The organism is Methylomonas sp. 11b (assembly GCF_000515215.1).
Classification (GTDB): Bacteria; Pseudomonadota; Gammaproteobacteria; order Methylococcales; family Methylomonadaceae; genus Methylomonas.
In genome coordinates this window covers 1,369,431-1,389,198 of sequence record NZ_KI911557.1, presented here as the reverse complement: position 1 = coordinate 1,389,198, position 19,768 = coordinate 1,369,431, and the positions used below count along the sequence as shown (strand labels likewise).

The following is a 19,768-nucleotide window of genomic DNA, read 5'->3' as shown; positions in this document are numbered from 1 at the left end:
ATGAATATCCAAGGTTTAAATCCGCTGTCTCTATTAGCCTCTGCCGATAGCGCCAGTGTTGCGACTACAGGTCTATTGGGCGAAGGTGGCGGTGCCGGCGTGTTTTCGGCGACGCTGCTTGAGCAACTGGCACAATTGCAGAATAGTTTATTGAGCAAGGGGGCGGCCGGTGACGCCGGTTTGGCGAATTTACAGCAGCTGGGTGGTTTGGGCGCGGACACCTTGAATAGTCAAAGCATGCAGGATTTTACCGCTCTGTTCGGCAAGAGTTTGCCGACGGCAACCAAGCTCGGTCAGGATATTAATCTGGACGATACCATGCAAGCCTTGGCGGATGTGTTGCAATATCTGCAAGGCTTGGAGGCTGCTACGGTTACCGAACAACAAGCCCCGGTTTTACCGGTTACCTCGGCAAATCAAGATAACTTTGCCGAGATAGCTGCGGAAAATACGGAGACCGCAAATGAGCAGGCAGAGAATGCAGCGATGTTGGCGGGGATGCAGGCTCAGCCCTTGCCGGTTGCGGATAGCGTGAGTGGCGTTAATGAGGTATTAAAATCCGCAGTAGCAACCAGTGAGGCGATGTCTGCCGTCAAAAACAGTCCGGAACTGTTGGGTATGGATGCTAAAAAAGAAGCGTTGACGGCATTGAACGGCACGGATGAAGGGCGGAAGGCCATGGCAGCGGAGAGCGGTTTTGCCAAAACCCTTGCCGCCGAAGAGGGCGCGTCCCAGCAATTTGCGCAAGACAACGCGGCCAATGCTTTTCAAACTGAGCAGGGCGACGTGCCGAAGCATCAAATGGGCGGTAGCGAGGCTGACGTGGGCTTGTCCAGAATGACGGCCGACATCGCTCAAATGAATAAATCGGTAAATAATGCCGGGCAAACGCCGGCGCCGGCGATAGAAAAACATTTAACTCATCCGGAATGGAACACCGACTTGGGCGAAAAGTTGCTGTGGATGCATAAACAAGCGGTGCCTTCCGCCGAAATTCGCTTGAATCCCGAGCATTTAGGTCCCATTTCCATCAAGATTGATGTGAATCAGGATCAAGCCAGTGTGGTCTTCACCGCCCAGCATGCGGCGGTCAGGGACGCCATAGAGGCGGCTATCCCCAAGTTGCGGGAAATGTTGGGCGGGCAAAACTTGAATTTGGCGGATGTTAACGTTTCCCAGCAACAATCCGAACAAAGACCGGGACGCGAGTCCTTTCAAACGGCCGGCGAGCAAAATCGCGGCGGCAATAGTCAAGGCCAAGGCCACACCGACAGTGCAGCAACCGATACTTCCAACGCTATTCTCGAAGAAATTGAAGCAGGCCGAGCCATTGCCAGTAACGGTTTATTGAGCCTATTTGCCTAGTCAACTTTAGGCGTTGTTGAAAAATTGCTTTGCAAAAACAGCGCCTATTTCTATAATGCCCAGCTTTTTGGGGAATTTATCCCCGTCCCTTGCTTCACTGTCCTGACGGATGGGAGGCTTTTAAACCCGTAAGGAGAAATCATGCGACATTATGAAATTGTCTTCTTAGTCCACCCTGACCAAAGTGCTCAGGTGCCGGCTATGATAGAACGTTATAAATCCACTGTTGAAGAAGCCGCAGGCAAAATTCACCGTTTGGAAGATTGGGGCCGTAGACATTTGGCCTACCCTATCAAAAAAATTCATAAAGCACATTACGTGTTGATGAATATCGAATGCGATCAAGCCACTCTTGAAGAACTGGAAAGCGGTTTTCGTTTCAACGACGCCATCTTGCGCAGCCAAACCCTGGCGCAAAAAGCGGCCGTAACCGAGCCTTCCGCGATTGCCGTCAGCGGCAACGACGGTCAAAAAGCCGGTAGCCGGGTTAAGGAAGAAGTCGAAGAAGAAACCGAAGAAGCTGAAGTAGAAGTCGTCGAGACTGAAGTCGTAGCGGATTCCGAATAATCAACATTGAACCAAGAGAATTGTGATGGCACGTAATAACATTAGACGCAAAAAAGGTTGCCGTTTTAGCGGCGAAGACGCGATCAAAATCGATTATAAAGATTTGGACTTATTGAGCGAGTACGTTACCGAAACCGGCAAAATCATTCCTAGCCGTATTACCGGTACCAGTGCTAAATATCAAAGACAGTTGACTTCTGCGATTAAACAAGCGCGGTTCCTGGCATTGTTGCCGTTCTGCGACGCACACAAGTGATTTAGCGGGAGGGGTAGCGCGTGCAATTTCTGGCGACTTTCATTATGAAAGGACGGATGCAGGCCATGACGGTCGCATCCAGCCTAGCCTTGCTATCGCTGCTGTTTCCTCCTGTCAGTATCGTAAGTTCAGCCGCTGTCTCATTGGTAACATTGAGGCGTGGGGCTAGTGAAGGCTTGTATGTGCTGATTTGCTCATGTCTGGCTGCCGCCGTATTAAGCACCTTATTGATCGGTAATTACCAGTACGCATTGCTTTACGGTCTGGCCTTTTGGCTGCCGGTTTGGCTGATTTCGATAGTACTGCGCGAGGGCCGTTATCTGACTCTGGCAATTGAAATTGCCGTATTGTTGGGTGTCGCGGTGGTGCTGGGTATATATACGATTCAGGAACAGCCGGTACAGCTTTGGCGCGAAGTGTTGAGCTTCATGCTACAGCCCATGCTTGAAGGTAAAACGGATGTGCCAATGGAGCAAATTAAACAATCTGCGGAACTGTTGGCGCATTTCATGACCGGGGTTGCCGCGGCCGGCAGCGTTTACGGCTTGCTGTTCGGTTTGTTTTTGGCCAGATGGTGGCAAGCGGCGCTATACAACCCGGGCGGTTTCAGAGCCGAGTTTTTGGCGTTGAAAGGGCATGTGCATCTGACATTAATCACCTTGCTGGTGGCTGGCGTAGCGATGATCACTTCCGGCAAGACTGCGGAGTTGTGCTGGAATGTATTGTTGGTGCTGTTGGTGACCTACACGATGATAGGCACCGCAGTCTTGCATGCGGCGTTCTCTGTCATGAAGGGTAGTCGTTTCATGGTGCCGTTTTTATACGTGACCTTGATGTTGATCCCGCATGTCATGGTGGTGATTGTACTTTGCGGGCTTACCGACACCTGGCTGGACTTACGAAATAAACTAAAACCAAATGGGGCGTAAGCTCCGGATTTTTCGACAATCAAGTCGATCTAAGAGGTAGAAAACGATGGAAGTCATTCTTCTGGAAAAAACGGCGAACCTGGGTAACCTGGGCGACAAAGTAACCATCAAAGCGGGTTACGGCAGAAACTATCTGATTCCGCAAGGCAAGGCAGTCCCTGCTACGCCTAAGAAAATCAGAGAGTTTGAAGAGCGTCGCGCCGAGCTGGAAAAACAAGCGGCTGAAAAATTGGCTGCTGCCACCGCTCGTGGCGAAGCGCTTAGCAAATTGAACGTGTCCATTGCCCATAAAACTGGCGACGAAGGCCGTTTGTTCGGTTCGGTTGGTACGCAAAACATTGCCGATGCCATCACTGCTGCCGGCATTAAAGTCGAGAAACACGAAATACGTATGCCTAACGGCGTCATCCGTAACATCGGCGAATACGACATTGCTATCAATCTGCACACCGACGTCGTTATCACGCTGCCGGTAAAAGTGGTAGCCGAGTAAAGCCGTGATCATCGTAACCGGTGGCGCCGGTTTTATCGGCAGCAATCTGGTATTGGGCCTGAATGCCCGCGGTTATGATGATATTTTAGTAGTCGACCATTTAAGCAACGGTATCAAGTACCGAAACTTGGTCGACTGTCAGATAGCGGATTATCTGGACAGAAGCACCTTTTTGGAACGACTGCAACAAGGTGCTTTCCAAGCAGAAACGATAGAAGCCATCTTCCATCAGGGCGCCTGTTCCAGTACGACCGAGTGGGACGGCCGTTATATGATGGACAATAATTATGAATACAGCAAAACGCTGTTTCATTATTGCCAAAGCCACAAAATCCCGTTCATTTACGCCTCCAGCGCCGCTACTTACGGTGCCGATTTAACCTTCAAGGAAGAATTGGCTTACGAAGGTCCGCTGAATGTCTACGGTTATTCCAAGTTTCAGTTCGACCAATATTTGCGCAGACAGCAAAATTTGACCGCGCAAGTGGTTGGTTTACGCTATTTCAATGTCTACGGTCCGCGCGAAGCCCACAAAGGCAGCATGGCCAGTGTGGCCTTTCATTTGAACAATCAGATAAAAGATTCCGACGAATTACGCTTATTCGAAGGTTGTGACGGTTATGGCAACGGCGAACAGCGCCGCGATTTTGTTTATGTCGGCGATGTGGTGGATATTAACCTTTGGTTTCTTGATAACCCCAAAGCATCCGGCATCTATAACTGCGGTACCGGGCGTAGCCAAACCTTTAATGACGTGGCAAATGCGGTGATTAAATTCCACCAGCGCGGCCATATCAAATATATTCCCTTCCCGGCGCACCTGAAAGGCTGCTACCAAAGCTTCACCGAAGCCAATCTGGACAAATTGCGCGCAGTTGGTTGCAGCCATGACTTCAAAACCGTCGAGCAAGGCGTGCAACTCTATATGGAATGGTTGAACGGCTAGTAACGTCAATTTCTGTCATCACTTAAGATGAGAGTTGTAAGTATATCCGCATAGTTTTCGATTTTTTCTACAGCACAGTCGCTAGCCCGGTTGTAAAATATCTGTTCATCCACAACTGCAACTGCCGAGATAGCAGATGAGTCGCCGCACGGCAATTCGCATTGCCCATTCCTGTTTATCTGACCCTCAGCGGGCGGTCGAGGAACTTGCTTTAGGCTTGCTCCACTCCGATACCACCTTGGTCATTTTCTTTTGTTCGAATAGTTATGACCGAACTGTGCTGGCTTCCGAAATAAGACGTCGATTTCAAGGTATGCATGTGGTTGGCTGCACGACCGCCGGCGAAATAGGCGATGCAGGACTGAGTCAACAAAGTCTGGTAGGTGTCGGCTTTTCCGCGCCGGATTTTATTGCGACCAGTGGGCTAATTCCTAACTTGCAACAGTTTCAAATCGCCGAAGGGCATGCGCTTGCCAACGAACTATTGTATGGCTTGCAAGATAGAGTTACGCATCTTAACGCCGAAAATTGTTTTGGTTTTTTGTTGATCGACGGCTTATCGGTGCGCGAAGAGCAGGTTACCCATGCGATACAAGACGCATTAGGCAATATCGCCATGATTGGCGGCTCGGCGGCCGACGACTTGCTGTTCCATAAAACATACGTTTATTGCGATGGTGACTTTCATGCGGACAGTGCCTTGTTATTGCTGGTGCATACGTCGTTACCGTTCAAAATATTCAAAGCGCAACATTTTGTACCGACGGCGGAAAGATTGGTGGTCACACACGCCGATGCCAGACGGCGCATCGTACATGAAATTAACGGGCTACCGGCGGCCCCGGAATACGCCAGACTCATCGGGGTTATGGTCGAAGAATTGAGCCCTGAGCACTTCGCCGCGGCGCCGGTCGTGGTCGCTATCGATGGTAACTATTATGTGCGGGCTATTCGTAGTGCCAACGAAGATCAAAGTCTGACATTTTACTGCGCTATCGAGGAAGGCTTGGTGTTGAGAGTCGCGCGAGGGGTGGATCCTATCGAAAGTCTACAGCAGGCGTTTGCCGAAGTTCGGGCACAGATCGGTCAACCTCAGGTCACGCTAGCTTGCGATTGCATACTTAGAAAGCTTGAGCTGGTACAGCGCGGGTTAACGGCGCAAGCGGAACAAATACTGAGTGATAACAAGGTGATAGGTTTCAATACGTATGGCGAGCAGTTTCGCGGCGTGCACGTCAATCAGACCTTCGCCGCGGTTGCTATCGGTGCAGTTGATAGGTGCGGCGAGGATGATTGACACAGATACACTCGATACAGAGAGCGAATTAAGGGCGGAAATCGTTCGCCTGAATAAGGTTGTAGAAGCCTTGATGAATCGAGTAGAGCATAGTTCCACTCAACACTATTCGGATTTTGATCAATTTCAAACCACGATTATGCTGGAGAATTTGGTACGGGCTCGGACAAAGGAGTTGGAAGCGGCGTTGCGGGAGAACGAGAAGATCAATCGAGCGCTGCAAGAGGCCGAGGAAAAGTTTCACCGGGTTCTGGATCAATCCTTGGTCGGCATAACCATGATTATCGAAGACCGCTTTCATTATGTGAATCCTAAGTTTGCCGAAATCTTCGATTACGAGGTCGATCACCTCTTGAATATGGGCATGATGGAACTCATCAGCGATACCGATCAGCCTGCCTTGCGCGAAGCGATGCAAAAAGCGCTAAACAAAGATATTGCGAAAATCAATTTTATAGCCAACGCCGTGCGTAGGAATGGCCAAATGATCACGGTAGAGGTATCCGCTAGTCCGGCAATTGATATCGGTGGTAAACCTGCATTGATAGCCGTATTGGCGGATATTAGCGAGCGATTACGTTCCGAGCGGCAAGTCAAAGTTCTGCACGAGCAACTCCAATACCAGGCGATTCATGATCCGTTGACCGGGCTGTATAACCGCCTGTTCCTTAACGAAAACTTGGAACGTGAATTGCGTTTGGCTGAGCGGCAAGGCTATGAAGTGAGCGTGGTGATGAGCGATCTGGATCATTTTAAAATGATCAATGATTGTTATGGACACCAGGCCGGTGATGCAGTTCTGAAAGCTTTTGCCGACATCATGAGGCGTCATGCCCGCGCCAGCGATTTGGATTGCCGCTATGGCGGCGAAGAGTTCTTTCTGGTGTTGCCGGATACCTCGCTACAAACGGCTAGTGAACGCGCCGAATTGATACGTTTGGCCCTGGTTGCGCAGCCTATTGCCGTTGCCGACATCTGTATCGGTGTTACTGCATCATTTGGTGTAGCTACATATCCCGCAAACGGCCTATCTTCGGTGGCCTTGATCGGGGCGGCGGATAAAGCGCTTTATCTAGCCAAGGACGCCGGCCGCAATCAGGTCGTCGCAGCTGCCCAGCCCTCGCTGTAGGCGTTTTTTAGCTCACTACCGGAAGGAAAGCCTGACTCGGTTAGTTTCCGCTGTAAAGCGCTGGCCGGTTGCTCGCCGCTGCTGAGGTTGACAGCCTTATATTAGATCAAGCCCCAGCGTCGCCGTGTTTACGCGCCTTGCAGCCAATAGGGGATTCGCCGCAAACGGCTGCGGCATATCACTTATTTTTTCCGCCTGTCATTCCCGGTATGCGCCGGCGAAAAAACTTAATTGCCTGATTTCTATTTGCTTGTGCGATTGGGTGCGTATCGTGCTCGTAACATCTGGACAATAACGCAGCGATGACTCATGTCCGACCAAGTATTTTCCGCAAAACCTTCCGACAGCGGCGAACAATCCGAACCAAGCGCAGAGCAAATTGCGGCATTCATCGATAAACATCGCGATGAGCTCAGTCGTTTTATCGTGCGTAAACTGGGTTCGGAAGACCTGTCCGCGGACATACTGCAAGATGCTTATTTACGGCTGAGCCGCCAGCAAACGCAGGAAACTATCGAGAATCCGCGGGCTTTCGTGTTTCGGGTTGTCGGTAATTTGGTGATCGATTACCAGCGGCTTAGCGTCAATCGGCTCAAGCAGGATGTCGACGACGACACCTACAACGCCGTTCCCGAACAGTCGCCCGGCCCCGAGCAGCGTTATCAGCAGACCCAGCGCTTGCAAGCCATTCGTCAGGCCTTGGCGGAATTACCCGAAGACTGCCGTCTGGCTTTTTACTGGAACCGAGTCGAAGGCCTCAGCCATACCGAAGTCGCGGCCCGCCTGCGCATCTCGGAAAGCATGGTCGCCAAGCATCTGGCGCGGGCCATGCGGCATTGTCGGGACAGGCTCAAGCAACATTGAGGCAAATTGCCGACCGCCCGGAAAATATCAGCAAGAACGGCTGCGTCATCCGTCATAATAGTTTCAACCGTCCAAACCTTATGTCGATGAGTAACGCACCCGTTTCCGAAATCACCACTTTGTCCGATCAGGCGATTGATTGGGTGATACGGCTGCGCGCCGGAAACGTAGGCGAGCAAGAGCGGCGTGCGGCCGCCGAATGGCAAAATCGCAGCCCCTCACACCGTCGCGCCTTTGTCGAAGCCGAACAACTGTGGCTGGACATGGGCGAGGTCTGGTCGGTAACGGATCTGCCGATACCGACGCAAGCCAGGGGCCGCCGATTTAGCCGGCCCGTCTGGCGCGGCTTGGCAGCGGCCGCTGTTGCCTTGGCTCTGGTTTTGCCGTTTTCCGATCTTGGCGACCGCTGGTTCAGCGACTATTACACCGCTGTCGGCGAACAAAAAACCGTGACTTTGGCCGACGGCAGCCAGGTGCTGTTGAATACCGATACCGCATTGACGGTTGCCTATTCGGATACCGGCCGCAAACTGACATTGAAACACGGTCAGGCCTTGTTCAAGGTCGCCGCCGACCGTAAACGGCCGTTTGAGGTAGCCACCGATACTGTAGTGGTCAAAGCCTTAGGGACGGTCTTTGAAGTGCTGCAGCAAGACCACTCCGCCCGCATCACGGTGCAGGAACACGCGGTGTGTGTCAAAGGTCTGCACGCCCCGGATTACCCGCCCGACGCCCGCATTCACGAAGGGCAACAAGCGGTTTACAGTGCCGCCGACGGCTTGCAAGCCGCAGTGGCGGCCGATCCGCAGCAAAACGCCGCCTGGCAACGCGGTAAACTGGTCTTTAAAAATCAAGCCCTGGCCGATGTGGTTGCGGAACTGGACCGCTATTTCCCCGGAAAGATCGTCATCAGCGACGCCAAACTGGCGGCGCTAAGGGTCAGTGGCGTCTTCCCGCTGGCGGACCGCGCCGCCACACTGGCGATGCTGCAACAAATCCTTTCGGTAAAAATCAGTCAAATCACGCCGTGGTTGACCGTGTTGCACGGCTAGCGCAAAAAAAATCCCGCCGCCATTACAAGATTTTTCCGGCCGTCCATCTTAACCGGTACGCGGCAATGGTGCCGCCGCCACGTTAAGGATTACAGATGAAAAACTCACGCGATACCGGCAGCGTCCATCCCGGCCAGGCCCGTATGTTTAAACCCAAGCCTATTGTCGCATTATTACTGCTCGGCACGGTCAGCCTGGCCGCGATGGCCGGCGACGCTGCGCAAGCCTTCAACATCCCGGCGCAAGCCCTGGACAGCGCCCTGACCGAACTCGCCGACCAGACCAACCTGCGCCTGCTCTATCCGGCGGAACTCGTCGGCAAACTCCGCTCCAGCCCGGTGTCCGGCCAATACACCCCGGAGCAGGCCATGCAGCGGATGTTGCAGAATTCGGGCTTGACTGTGCGGAAAACGGCGGACGATACATTTACGCTGGAACCAGCAGCGAACGCCGAGCCGCGCACGGCTACGACGATGCCGGCGGTGACGGTGATGGGGAAGGCGGTTTATGATTCGACCGATCCTTACAACCCGGATTACAGCCTACCTAACGCGGCTACTGCCACCAAAACCGATACACCGATCATGGAAACGCCGTATTCGATTCAGGTCGTGCCGAAACAGGTTTTGGAAGACACGCAAGCTGTCCGTCCGGGCGACGCGCTGAATTATGTCAGCGGTATCTATCAAGGCACTGCAAATTCGGGTGATTGGCTGGACTGGTCAAGACGACGAGGTTTTGATAATTACCCCGCAGGCGATTATCGCAATGGTGCGCCATTTCCGTTGGGAGGGTTGGGGTGGCCGGGATTTGGCCAATGTTGAACGTGTAGAAGCTTTGAAAGGCCCAGCTTCTCTACTCTATGGACTGACTGCGCCCGGCGGTGTGGTTAATTACGTCACCAAACAACCGTTGGCAACGCCGTATTATTCCTTACAACAACAATTCGGTTCTTACGACTTCTATCGCACCACTGTGGATGCCACCGGGCCGATTACCGACGACAAATCGTTACTGTACCGTATTAACCTGGCTTATAAGGATGCCAACTCGTTTCGTGACATGGTAAGCAGTGACCGTATTTTTATCGCACCGACGGTTACTTGGAACATTAGCCCTAAAACCCAGGTGAATTTTGAATTGGAATACGATTACGGTCATGTGGTATTTGACCGAGGCATACCTGCAATTGGCAATCGACCAGCCGATGTACCACGCAGTCGATTTTTAGGTGAAGCAGACCCGCGAAGTATGTTCGAAAGGGTTCTGGTCGGCATGAATTGGTCTCATGCCTTTAATGACAATTGGACGCTGAGCCATCGTTTCACCGCGGTCTACAATGGTATAGAGACTTACGCAGCTAATCCGACAGGGTTAAATACTGACAACAGAATGTTAAATATATTTGGCGTGGTCGGACATCGCCCGCCGGAAGATGATGCCAGCTATTTTAATGCGATCAATTTGACGGGGCATTTCGATACATGGGGATTACAGCATACGTTACTATTAGGGGGCGACTATTTTCGTACCTTTAGGCAAGGTACTGAGCAATATTATTTCAATGCCGTCGATATTTATAATCCTACTTATCTTGGAGCTAATGCCATCCAAAATCAAATAGCTAATGCACCCGTTGTTAATAGCTCAGCATTGGAGCAATGGTTCGGCCTTTATCTGCAAGATCAAATCAAATTGCCATTTAACTTTTCTATACTGGCGGGTTTTCGCTATGACGGTGCGGAAAATGAATATATCGATCTTGTTAGTGGGGCGGTTACTGAAAATCCCATGCAGGATAGCTTGACACCTCGCGGCGGTTTGATCTGGCAACCTATTCCTGAATTTAGTGTGTACGGCAGTTACACTGAAAACTTTGTTGGTGTCCAATCTGGTAGATCAATTGGCGGTTCGTTATTAAGTCCTGAAACTGCACAGCAGTGGGAGTTTGGAGCCAAGACAGAACTCTTCGACAAAAAATTGATGGCTACGTTGGCTTGGTTCGATCTGACCAAGCAAAATATGGCAATTTATCAGCCACCGACTTTTATCGACGCAAGAGCGATAGGAGAGGCTAAAACAGCTGGCCTGGAATTCGATGTAAAAGGAGAAATCCTACCCGGATGGAACATAATCGGTGCTTATGCTTATACACCCGATGCGAAAGTTATTAAAGGTTATCCGGGCGAAAATGGTCAACGCTTGCCAGGAGTTCCCAAACATGGCGGCAGTTTGTTTACCACTTACGAGCTACAAGCCGGTACATTGCGAGGCTTGAAGTTCGGTGGTGGGGTACTGGTTCGCGGCTCCCAAACTACCGAAACAAGTAACACTGACGTCGTGCTGCCCGGCTATGCGACGGTAAATCTATTGACCAGTTATTCTTGGAAAGTTGGCGGCAGCAAATTGACTACGCAGTTGAATGTCAACAACCTGCTCGACAAAGAGTATTTTCCCAGCGCGGCTTTCAGCCGTAATGCTATCGAAGTCGGCACACCGAGGACATTTATGGGATCAGTAAGAGTGGAGTATTAGTCTTTCTGGTTCCCAACCTCTAGGTTGGGAACCTCGGCCTTGGAAGCTCCAGCTTTCTAACTCTACAGGAAGCAAGAGCTTCCAAGTGATTGGTTTCCAATCGGGAGCTTGGGAACCAGGGGGACTGTTCTCATTCCCACACGCTGCGTGGGAATTCAAAACCCGGCTGCGCTGCGGCGCGAAATTACCGTACCAAGTACGGTTGGGTTTTAGTCCCTAAGCTCAATGGTTCGGCTTCCGCCTGATGGTTTAAAACCCGTTTCAAGCCCCGCCCGAAACCTTACGGGCGGGGCTTAGGTCAGTGAGTTTGACGCTTGGCTCATACGGTCCGGAAGCGGCTTGGCTTGGCTAAGTGTGCGACAGCCGATCAGGTTTTGAATTGATTAAACTCGACAGTCCGGAGCCCATGCATTCTGCTTGCCTGATGTGTAAATATCCGTATAAAAAACACATCATTTAACCAAGAGGAGGTGTTTATGTCTGTACGTTTCAATGTTGTGTTGTCCGATGACCTGAATCGCGAACTGCACAAGGCCGCGGAGGAAGGCGAAACCAATAAAAGCGAAATTTTGCGCAAAGCGATCACCCTGTATCTGGCGGCTAAGGATGGACGTCGGCGCGGGCTAAAAATCGGTTTGGTCGAACCCGAAACCCAAAAGCTGGAAACCGAAATTATCGGCTTATGAGCCATATCGATCTCAATAATCCACCGCCCAATCATACATTCAGCGTTTCGGTTGAGCGGCAGGAAACCGACGCCGAACGGAATGTCCGCTTATTCAAGGATTTAGCGCTATTCGTTGTTGCGCTCGGCTTTGTGGTTTTAATCGTCTGGTTGTGCTACGCCACCTTGGTGGCAACTACCACCAGCGCGGAAGAGAAAAAGTGGGCGATGTCGATCTTGTCCGCGGCGCAGGCGGGATAATCGGTTATCTGTTGCGTAAATAATTCACCGATTCTTGGCGGGGCGGGGAGTTATCCCCGACCTTCACAATCCACCCGCTTTAAAATTTCGCTAAAACCTCGCTTACCGGAATTACACCAGCCCTAGGCGACAGCTCCAGACCCTTGCCGATTACCGCCAACGGCGTATGCTTATAAGGACAAGCATAACAACAGCCAAGGAGCGCAACATGTCCAAGCACAATCAATATATCCGCTGGTTTGCAGAACTCACCATCCACGATATTCCGCTGGTCGGCGGTAAAAACGCCTCACTCGGCGAGATGTATCGCGAGTTGGCTTCGGAGGGCGTGATTGTCCCCAATGGTTTTGCGATTACCGCCGAAGCTTACCGTTATATGCTGGATCAGGCCGACGCTTGGCCGCATTTGCACGCTTTACTCGATGATGTCGATGCCGACGACGTCGCAGAGCTGGCGCGCCGCGCGCAACAAGCCCGTGATTTGGTTTACGCATCGCCGTTGCCTGCCGATTTGCAACAGCAAATTCTGGATGCTTTCGCGCAATTACAACAGCAATATCAAGACGATTTAACCGTCGCGGTGCGTAGTTCTGCGACCGCCGAAGATCTACCCACTGCCAGTTTTGCCGGTCAACAGGATACCTATTTAAATATTCGCGGCGGCCAATCCTTGCTGGATGCTTGTAAACGCTGTTTCGCCAGTTTGTTTACCGACCGGGCGATTCATTACCGACTCGATCAGGGCTTCGACCATTTCAAAATCGGTTTGTCGATAGGCGTGATGAAAATGGTGCGTTCCGATTTGGCGGCCAGCGGCGTGATGTTTTCGCTGGATACAGAGTCGGGTTTCAATGATGCCGTGTTTATCACCGGTGCCTATGGTCTGGGTGAAAACGTGGTGCAGGGCGCTGTCGATCCCGACGAATTTTACGTGCATAAGCCCACTTTCGCCCGAGGCTATCGGGCGGTATTGCGGCGCACGCTGGGCGCTAAAAAAATCAAGATGATCTATAGCGACGGCCGCACCCGGGAACCGATTCGCAATGTCGCCACCTCAAATCACGAGCGCCGGCAATTTTGTATCGACGATGCGGAAGTGCTGCAATTGGCCGATTACGCCTTGAAAATCGAACGGCATTATGGCCGGCCTATGGATATGGAATGGGCCAAGGATGGATTGGACGGTAAGCTGTATATCGTGCAAGCCCGCCCGGAAACCGTGGCTTCGCAAAAGGTCGGCAATGTCTTGGAGCAATATCAACTCAAACAATCTGGCGAAGCCATCGTCAAAGGCCATGCCGTGGGCAGCAAGATCGCGGTGGGTCAGGCGCGGGTGATAGATAACGTGGCCAAACTCGGTAGTTTCAAGCCGGGCGAAGTGTTGGTGGCCGATATGACCACGCCGGATTGGGAGCCGGTGATGAAAACCGCCGCCGCTATTGTTACTAATCGCGGTGGCAGAACCTGTCATGCGGCGATCATTGCCCGCGAATTGGGCGTGCCGGCCGTGATAGGCTGCGAGAACGCGACGGCAGCGATAACCAGTGGCAGCGTGGTCACGGTATCGTGTGCGGAAGGCGATGTCGGCAAAGTCTATGCTGGCCGGCTGGATTTCGAGGTCAAGCATACTGATTTGTCGCAACTCCAGCGGCCAAAAACCAAGATCATGCTCAATCTGGGCAATCCTGAATTGGCGTTTAAACTCAGCTTTCTGCCCAATGATGGCGTCGGTTTGGCGCGGATGGAATTTATTATTACCGAATACATCAAGGCTCACCCGATGGCTTTGATTCACCCCGAAAAAGTCGAAGAGGCCGGCGAGCTGGAGCAACTTAAGCAATTGACCGAGGGCTATGCCAAGCCGGAAGAGTTTTTCATCCAGCGGCTGGCGGAAGGCGTCGGCACCATCGCGGCGGCGTTTTATCCCAAGCCTGTGGTCGTGCGGATGTCGGACTTTAAAACCAACGAATATGCGACCTTGTTGGGTGGACGTTGGTTCGAGCGCGACGAGGCTAACCCGATGATCGGTTTTCGCGGTGCCTCGCGCTATGTACACCCTGCATATGCCGAGGGGTTTGCCTTGGAATGCGCGGCGATGAAGCGGGTCCGCGAGCAGATGGGCCTCAAGAACGTGGTATTGATGATCCCGTTTTGTCGCCGAATTGATGAAGCCGAAAGGGTTTTGGCTTACATGGCGGAGCTGGGTTTGAAGCGTGGCGATGATGGCCTGGAAATTTATGTGATGTGCGAGATACCGAATAACGTCATCCTGATCGACGAATTCGCCAAGTTGTTCGACGGTTTTTCGATCGGCTCCAACGATTTGACGCAATTGACTTTGGGTGTGGATCGGGATTCGGAAATCGTCGCTAACGATTTCGACGAGCGGGATGCCGGCGTGAAGACCATGATCAAATGGGCCGTGGAAGGCGCGCGCCGCAATGGCCGGCATTCCGGCTTGTGCGGTCAAGCGCCGTCCGATTATCCGGAAATGGCCGAATATCTGGTCGAAATCGGCATTGATTCGATGAGTTTGAATCCAGATACGGTGTTGCAGACTACCCAGCGTCTGCTGGATTTGGAACTTAGGTTGAGACGATAGCGAATTTGGGCTTTTGTTGCTTACCGCTTGATTGCCGACCAGTGTGGGTTAGGGCGAGACAAAAATACTCGGATGGATTGCCGCTGATTTTTGCAATGCAGCGTTACACCTAAATCGGTCTTGCTCAAGAACACAGGCCGGAAAAAGTTGTTCGAGTAAGTGAAAAATCTAAATTATGTTATTTCACCTGTTTTTTGTGAGCTAAATCACGGATTTTGATTAAGCGCTGAGAATAAGTAAACTCTAATTGTTTGTAATTTATACGTTTTATAGGTGGCATAAGGATTGCGTTGTGGACGCAGGCGCCTGTCAGTTATGGCTTACAAGATTGTTAAGTCCTGGGCTCAAGGTGCTTTCTCCCCCTAACTTAAGATTTAAGGTAAAAACGTATGATCAAAACAAAATTGGCTAAAGCTGTTTCCATGGCGGTTGCCGGTGTCGCGCTTTCAGCAGGAGCATCTACCGCTTCGGCGCATGTCATGTACAACACCTTCACGACAGCTGCGGCCAGTGCAACCGATGGTTGGAACTACACTTACGACGGTCCCGATGCCGATACAGTTGCAACCGGCCCTGAGAGCGGTGGCTATCAAGGTACTCAAGTCCCTTGGCTTGGCACAGCAAATGGTGCGTTGCCGTTTGGATATACCGGTCGCGCACATTTGAACTGGGCTGCTGCGATTCACGGGCCAGGAACCTTGGAAGTGTCGGCCGCCGACGCACTGGCTGACTATGGCGTGGCAGCGGAAATCGATACTGGCGCCGGTGCTTGGAAAGATAATGGTCTCGATGCTAATGGCGTGCCTACCGCAACAGGTCCAACCGGTTGGAAACACCAAATTGACATGGGTTTGATTAAATCCGACGTCTCTACTTTATTGAGGCTGAACCTGACCTCTCTGGGTACCATTAACGGTAATTTTGGGGTTACAGTGTTTAAAGGTATGGATACTACCAACTCAGTATCCTACAGCCACCATGGTAGCTGGAATAACGCCGGCAAGCCGGAAACTACCAGCAACCCATTCTACGCCGCAGGGGTTGGTTCCGGTATGGAGTACCTTACTCATGACGCTAGCGTAGACGCAGTTAACTACCTTGAGTTTTTCGCAGAGGCAGGCCAAGTTTATACCATTGCTCTGGGTGGTAATGGCGTTGGGAGATGGAATGCCAATGTCTCCGGCTATGAATTATCCATCGCCGCAGTACCTGTCCCTGGTGCTGTTTGGTTATTCGGCAGTGCGATGGCAGGTATGATCGGTTTTGGCGGTCGTCGTAAAGCGGCGGTAGCAGCTTAAGGCCGGAAATGCCGCGGCAAGTCTAAAAACTTGTAGCGTTAGGATTTGTTTTAGGGATGATCGCCAGGGATGGCGCACCTACCCCGGTGGCTTTCTAACGTCACCGGCTCAATCCATGAGCCAAAGCTGGTTGGTCTTGTCTACCCGTTGCTAATTATTGGGCTGATACCCACGCCACGTTGTTGCTACCTCACGTCAAAGCGTACACGCATGTTTGGTCCGGTCCGCGGTATCTTAGCCAATTGCATCACCGATACCGTTTTGCCGCTGTGCCGATCAACCTAAAAATAGCCGTTGGGGGTAGACTGTTCGTGCTGAGCAAGGTCGAAGCATGGAGGGCCTGCAACATACTCTCCGCCGTGATTGAAAAATCCCGCTTGTCCTTCGACAAAGCTCTCAGGAAACAGTCTTATATGCTTAAGACTTAATTTATGGAGAAAAAATGTTAAAGGATGATCTACCCGGTCTCAGTCACTAACTAATCACTAGAATCGTTCGAAATGGTTAATGTCGTACCCATCAGCATTGTCTGCGTGATTAATATGCGGAGCCGGCACTATTGCCTTTAGCGATTTAGGCGGCGTTCTTGTGGTATTGCGGGAAAGCGTTGGTTGTAAATCTTTGATTTTGAAAAAGCTCATCAGATTCTGTAATTGCAAGGCTTGGCTGGTCATTTCTTCTGCGGTTGCCGCCAATTCCTCGCTCGCAGAAGCATTTTGCTGCGTAATTTGATTCATCTGACTCATGGCGATATTAACCTGCTTTACGCCTGCGGATTGTTCCTGAGAGGCCGCCGCAATTTCTTGCACCAGATCCGAGGTCTTAGCGATGCTGGGCACGATGGCGTCCAGCAATTGGCCGGCGCTTTCGGCGGTCTTCACGCTGTTCCCCGCCAGTTGACCGATTTCTTGTGCCGCTATCTGGCTCCGCTCCGCCAGTTTCCGGACTTCCGCCGCCACAACCGCGAAGCCTTTGCCATGATCGCCGGCCCGAGCCGCTTCAATGGCGGCGTTGAGGGCCAGCATATTGGTTTGATAGGCAATGTCATCGATGATGCCAATTCGGCTCGCGATGTCTTTCATGGCGGTCACCGTCTGTTTAACGGCGATACCGCCTTCGATGGCTTCCTGGTTGGCCTTGCCGGCTATACCGTCGGTGACTTTGGCGTTTTCCGCGTTCTGGTTAATGCTTGCCGCCATTTGTTCGATACTGGCCGTGGTTTCCTCGACGCCGGCCGCCTGTTCGCTGGATGCTTGCGATAAGGATTGCGAGGTGGCGCTGATTTGTCCGGAGGCATTTCCCAACTGATCGGCGGCGCTGACGACTTCGGCGATGGTTTGTGAAAGTTTGGTAATGGTATTGTTGACCGTATCTTTAAAGTCATTAAGCTGGCCTTTGTAGTCACCTTTGACTTTCCGGGTCAGATCGCCTTGTTCAACCAATGTTAGGACTTCTACCGCTTCGTTGAGCGGCAGAATGACGCCGTCCATGGTATTGTTGAAGCCTTCCACGATCTTACGGAAGTCGCCCTGATGTTTGCCGGCGTCGGCGCGGGTTTGTAAGCGGCCTTCCACGGCGGCAATCGAGAGTTTGTCGGCATCGGATACCAAAGCCTGAACATTTCTTTTTAGCAGCATCAGCCATTCATGGATTTGGTCGTCGTTTGATGCCTTGCCCATTTCCGCGGTCATGTCACCGTTGGCGAGCTTGGTAACGTAAGCGATTAAATCCGATAGCCAGCTGTGTACGCCGTTAACGGCTTGTTTCATCTGGTCATGGTCGCCTTTACAGGCGATTTCCACGCGTTGGCGTAAATCGCCGCCCCTGATCATACGTAAAATGCGGTTGCCTTCGCCGATGGGAATCAGGATTGCATCCAGCATATCGTTGACACCGCTAATAATCTCGGCGTAAGCGCCTTTAAACTGCTCGGCTTTGCCTCTTTCTGAGAGTTCACCATTCCCGGATGCTGTGGTTAAACGGCGCAACTCTCTCTGCAGGCCTTGCAAGGTGATTGCCATATTGTTGACCGCTAACTTCATTTTTTCGTGATCGCCCCGGTAAGTTTGCTCGATCAATTCGTCGATTTTGCCGCCGGAAATCTGCGCCAGGATGCGATTGCCTTCCCCGATAGGTAGGAGAATGGCGTCCAGCATTTGATTGACACCGCCGATGACTTCGGAGTAGGCGCCTTTAAATTGCTCGGTGTTGCCGCGTTTGGATAATTGTCCTTCGCTGGAGGCGTCTTGGAGTCTTTGCAGCTCTTTTTGCAGACCTTGTATCGAGATGGCGACGTTGTTGACAGCCAGTTTCATTTTCTCGTGATCGCCTTGGTAGGTTTGTTCGATCAATTCATCGATTTTGCCGCCGGAAATTTGCGCCAGAATTCGATTACCCTCGCCAATCGGTAGCAGAATGGCATCCAGCATTTCATTGACGCTGCCGATGACTTCCGCATAGGCGCCTTTAAACTGTTCGACTTTACCCCGCTCGGTAAGCTGTCCCTGTCTGGAAGCGATGGTGAGACGTTGCAATTCATGTTGCAAGCCTTGCAAGGTGGTGGCGACATTGTTAACGGCCTGTTTCATTTTCTCGTGATCGCCCCGGTAAGTGTCGTTGATCAATTCATCGATTTTTCCGCTAGAAATCTGCGCCAGAATGCGATTACCCTCGCCAATCGGCAGCAGAATGGCGTCCAACATTTGGTTGACCCCATGAATGACTTCGGCGTAAGCGCCTTTGAATTGTGCCGGGTTACCCCTTTCGGTTAGTTGGCCGTCTTTTGACGCCCCGGTCAGACGCTGGAGTTCGGTTTTCAAGTTCTGCTGCACATCAACGACTTTGACCAAGCTTTTCGCCAGAGCATCGTGTTCGGAGCGAACATTGATATGAATAGAGAAATTCCCATCGGCAATGGCCTGGGCGGCGGTTGATTGCTGGGCGATAGCCTCTATAAGCTGATTGAGGTGGTTTTTGAGTGTGTTGAAATCGCCTCGGTAATGATCGCTGATTTTAGCCGGAACGGCGCCGGTGGCGATTTGTTCGATGCAATCGGCAACTGCATTGAACGGTTGGGTAACGGCATCCAATATCTGATTAATCGCATGACCGAATTGCATGCTGTTCTCGGCAAATCCCGCAGTATTGACGCGTGCATCCCATTGCCCGGCGACGATGGCCTGGGCGACCCTTTCTATTTCGAGGGTGGTCTGTTTTTCCGCTGCTTGTTTATGGCTTGAAAACAAATGAGTTAACTTCATAAATCGATCTCCTCGGTTGGTTTTGTTCGAAATTAAAACATGGTTGCAAGATGCCGAATTACTCCTCTTGCTAGATGTAACGCACTTTCAAAAGCAAATTGGATCTGACTTGTTGTTTGGTCTCCGGGTATAAGGGGAAGAGCGAAGGCTATTTGGAAACCGCTGCGCTGCGATCTCGATTCAATGCCAAAACCAGAATTGAACATGAGCGTAAAAAATACTTTGCTGTCAGTTGAATCCAAAAGCCGTC

At 51.6% G+C, this 19,768-nt stretch carries 17 protein-coding genes; 16 read left to right on the top strand and 1 reads right to left on the bottom strand.

Translation table 11 applies throughout. The annotated features are described in order from the left end of the window. The 16 genes from METH11B_RS27675 to METH11B_RS29390 all read left to right on the top strand — a co-directional run bounded on the left by METH11B_RS27675 (position 1) and on the right by METH11B_RS29390 (position 16,258). Positions 1-1,365, top strand: a complete 1,365-nt coding sequence (locus METH11B_RS27675) for a flagellar hook-length control protein FliK (RefSeq protein ID WP_026601318.1) — start codon at positions 1-3, stop codon at positions 1,363-1,365. Positions 1,366-1,506: 141 nt separating this feature from the next. Beyond that, complete coding sequence (gene rpsF, locus METH11B_RS0106420; RefSeq protein ID WP_020482465.1) at positions 1,507-1,932, top strand: 30S ribosomal protein S6; 426 nt, start codon at positions 1,507-1,509, stop codon at positions 1,930-1,932. A 25-nt stretch (positions 1,933-1,957) separates the two neighbouring features. After that, positions 1,958-2,188, top strand: coding sequence for a 30S ribosomal protein S18 (gene rpsR / locus METH11B_RS0106415; RefSeq protein ID WP_020482464.1), 231 nt, complete (start codon positions 1,958-1,960; stop codon positions 2,186-2,188). 65 nt (positions 2,189-2,253) lie between these two features. Next, positions 2,254-3,117 (top strand): hypothetical protein, encoded by an 864-nt coding sequence (locus tag METH11B_RS0106410; RefSeq protein ID WP_231499591.1) that lies wholly within the window; start codon positions 2,254-2,256, stop codon positions 3,115-3,117. A gap of 46 nt (positions 3,118-3,163) precedes the next feature. Continuing rightward, positions 3,164-3,610: a 50S ribosomal protein L9 gene (rplI, locus tag METH11B_RS0106405; protein WP_020482462.1), complete on the top strand. Its 447-nt coding sequence runs from the start codon at positions 3,164-3,166 to the stop codon at positions 3,608-3,610. Between the two features lie 4 nt (positions 3,611-3,614). Next, positions 3,615-4,556, top strand: coding sequence for an ADP-glyceromanno-heptose 6-epimerase (gene rfaD / locus METH11B_RS0106400; protein ID WP_026601316.1), 942 nt, complete (start codon positions 3,615-3,617; stop codon positions 4,554-4,556). A 136-nt stretch (positions 4,557-4,692) separates the two neighbouring features. Next, positions 4,693-5,853, top strand: a complete 1,161-nt coding sequence (gene nosP, locus METH11B_RS0106395; protein WP_026601315.1) for a nitric oxide-sensing protein NosP — start codon at positions 4,693-4,695, stop codon at positions 5,851-5,853. Continuing rightward, positions 5,846-6,982 (top strand): sensor domain-containing diguanylate cyclase, encoded by a 1,137-nt coding sequence (locus tag METH11B_RS27670; RefSeq protein ID WP_026601314.1) that lies wholly within the window; start codon positions 5,846-5,848, stop codon positions 6,980-6,982. The genes nosP and METH11B_RS27670 overlap by 8 nt, the downstream gene beginning before the upstream one ends. A gap of 309 nt (positions 6,983-7,291) precedes the next feature. Further along, complete coding sequence (locus METH11B_RS0106385; protein WP_026601313.1) at positions 7,292-7,846, top strand: sigma-70 family RNA polymerase sigma factor; 555 nt, start codon at positions 7,292-7,294, stop codon at positions 7,844-7,846. An 86-nt stretch (positions 7,847-7,932) separates the two neighbouring features. Then, positions 7,933-8,898, top strand: a complete 966-nt coding sequence (locus METH11B_RS0106380) for a FecR family protein (RefSeq protein ID WP_036276984.1) — start codon at positions 7,933-7,935, stop codon at positions 8,896-8,898. A gap of 95 nt (positions 8,899-8,993) precedes the next feature. Continuing rightward, positions 8,994-9,722: an STN domain-containing protein gene (locus tag METH11B_RS29715; RefSeq protein ID WP_026601311.1), complete on the top strand. Its 729-nt coding sequence runs from the start codon at positions 8,994-8,996 to the stop codon at positions 9,720-9,722. Next, a complete protein-coding gene (locus tag METH11B_RS26295) occupies positions 9,667-11,433 on the top strand; it encodes a TonB-dependent siderophore receptor (RefSeq protein ID WP_026601310.1) in 1,767 nt (588 codons plus the stop codon). Before METH11B_RS29715 ends, METH11B_RS26295 begins: the two co-directional genes overlap by 56 nt. 476 nt (positions 11,434-11,909) lie before the next feature. Beyond that, a complete protein-coding gene (locus METH11B_RS0106365) occupies positions 11,910-12,119 on the top strand; it encodes a CopG family transcriptional regulator (protein WP_026601309.1) in 210 nt (69 codons plus the stop codon). Then, positions 12,116-12,358 carry a hypothetical protein gene (locus METH11B_RS0106360; protein WP_020482454.1) on the top strand — a complete coding sequence of 81 codons (243 nt, stop codon included), beginning with the start codon at positions 12,116-12,118 and terminating at the stop codon, positions 12,356-12,358. The genes METH11B_RS0106365 and METH11B_RS0106360 overlap by 4 nt, the downstream gene beginning before the upstream one ends. Positions 12,359-12,566: 208 nt before the next feature. Then, entirely contained in the window at positions 12,567-14,960 is a 2,394-nt protein-coding gene (ppsA, locus tag METH11B_RS0106355; RefSeq protein WP_026601308.1) for a phosphoenolpyruvate synthase, read from the top strand. 389 nt (positions 14,961-15,349) lie between these two features. After that, on the top strand, positions 15,350-16,258 hold the full coding sequence (locus tag METH11B_RS29390) for a hypothetical protein (RefSeq protein ID WP_020482452.1): 909 nt from the start codon (positions 15,350-15,352) through the stop codon (positions 16,256-16,258). Between the two features lie 485 nt (positions 16,259-16,743). On the opposite strand, the gene METH11B_RS28385 is transcribed toward METH11B_RS29390, so the two are convergent. Then, positions 16,744-19,518: a methyl-accepting chemotaxis protein gene (locus METH11B_RS28385; protein WP_026601306.1), complete on the bottom strand. Its 2,775-nt coding sequence runs from the start codon at positions 19,516-19,518 to the stop codon at positions 16,744-16,746. Positions 19,519-19,768 lie beyond the last annotated feature (250 nt).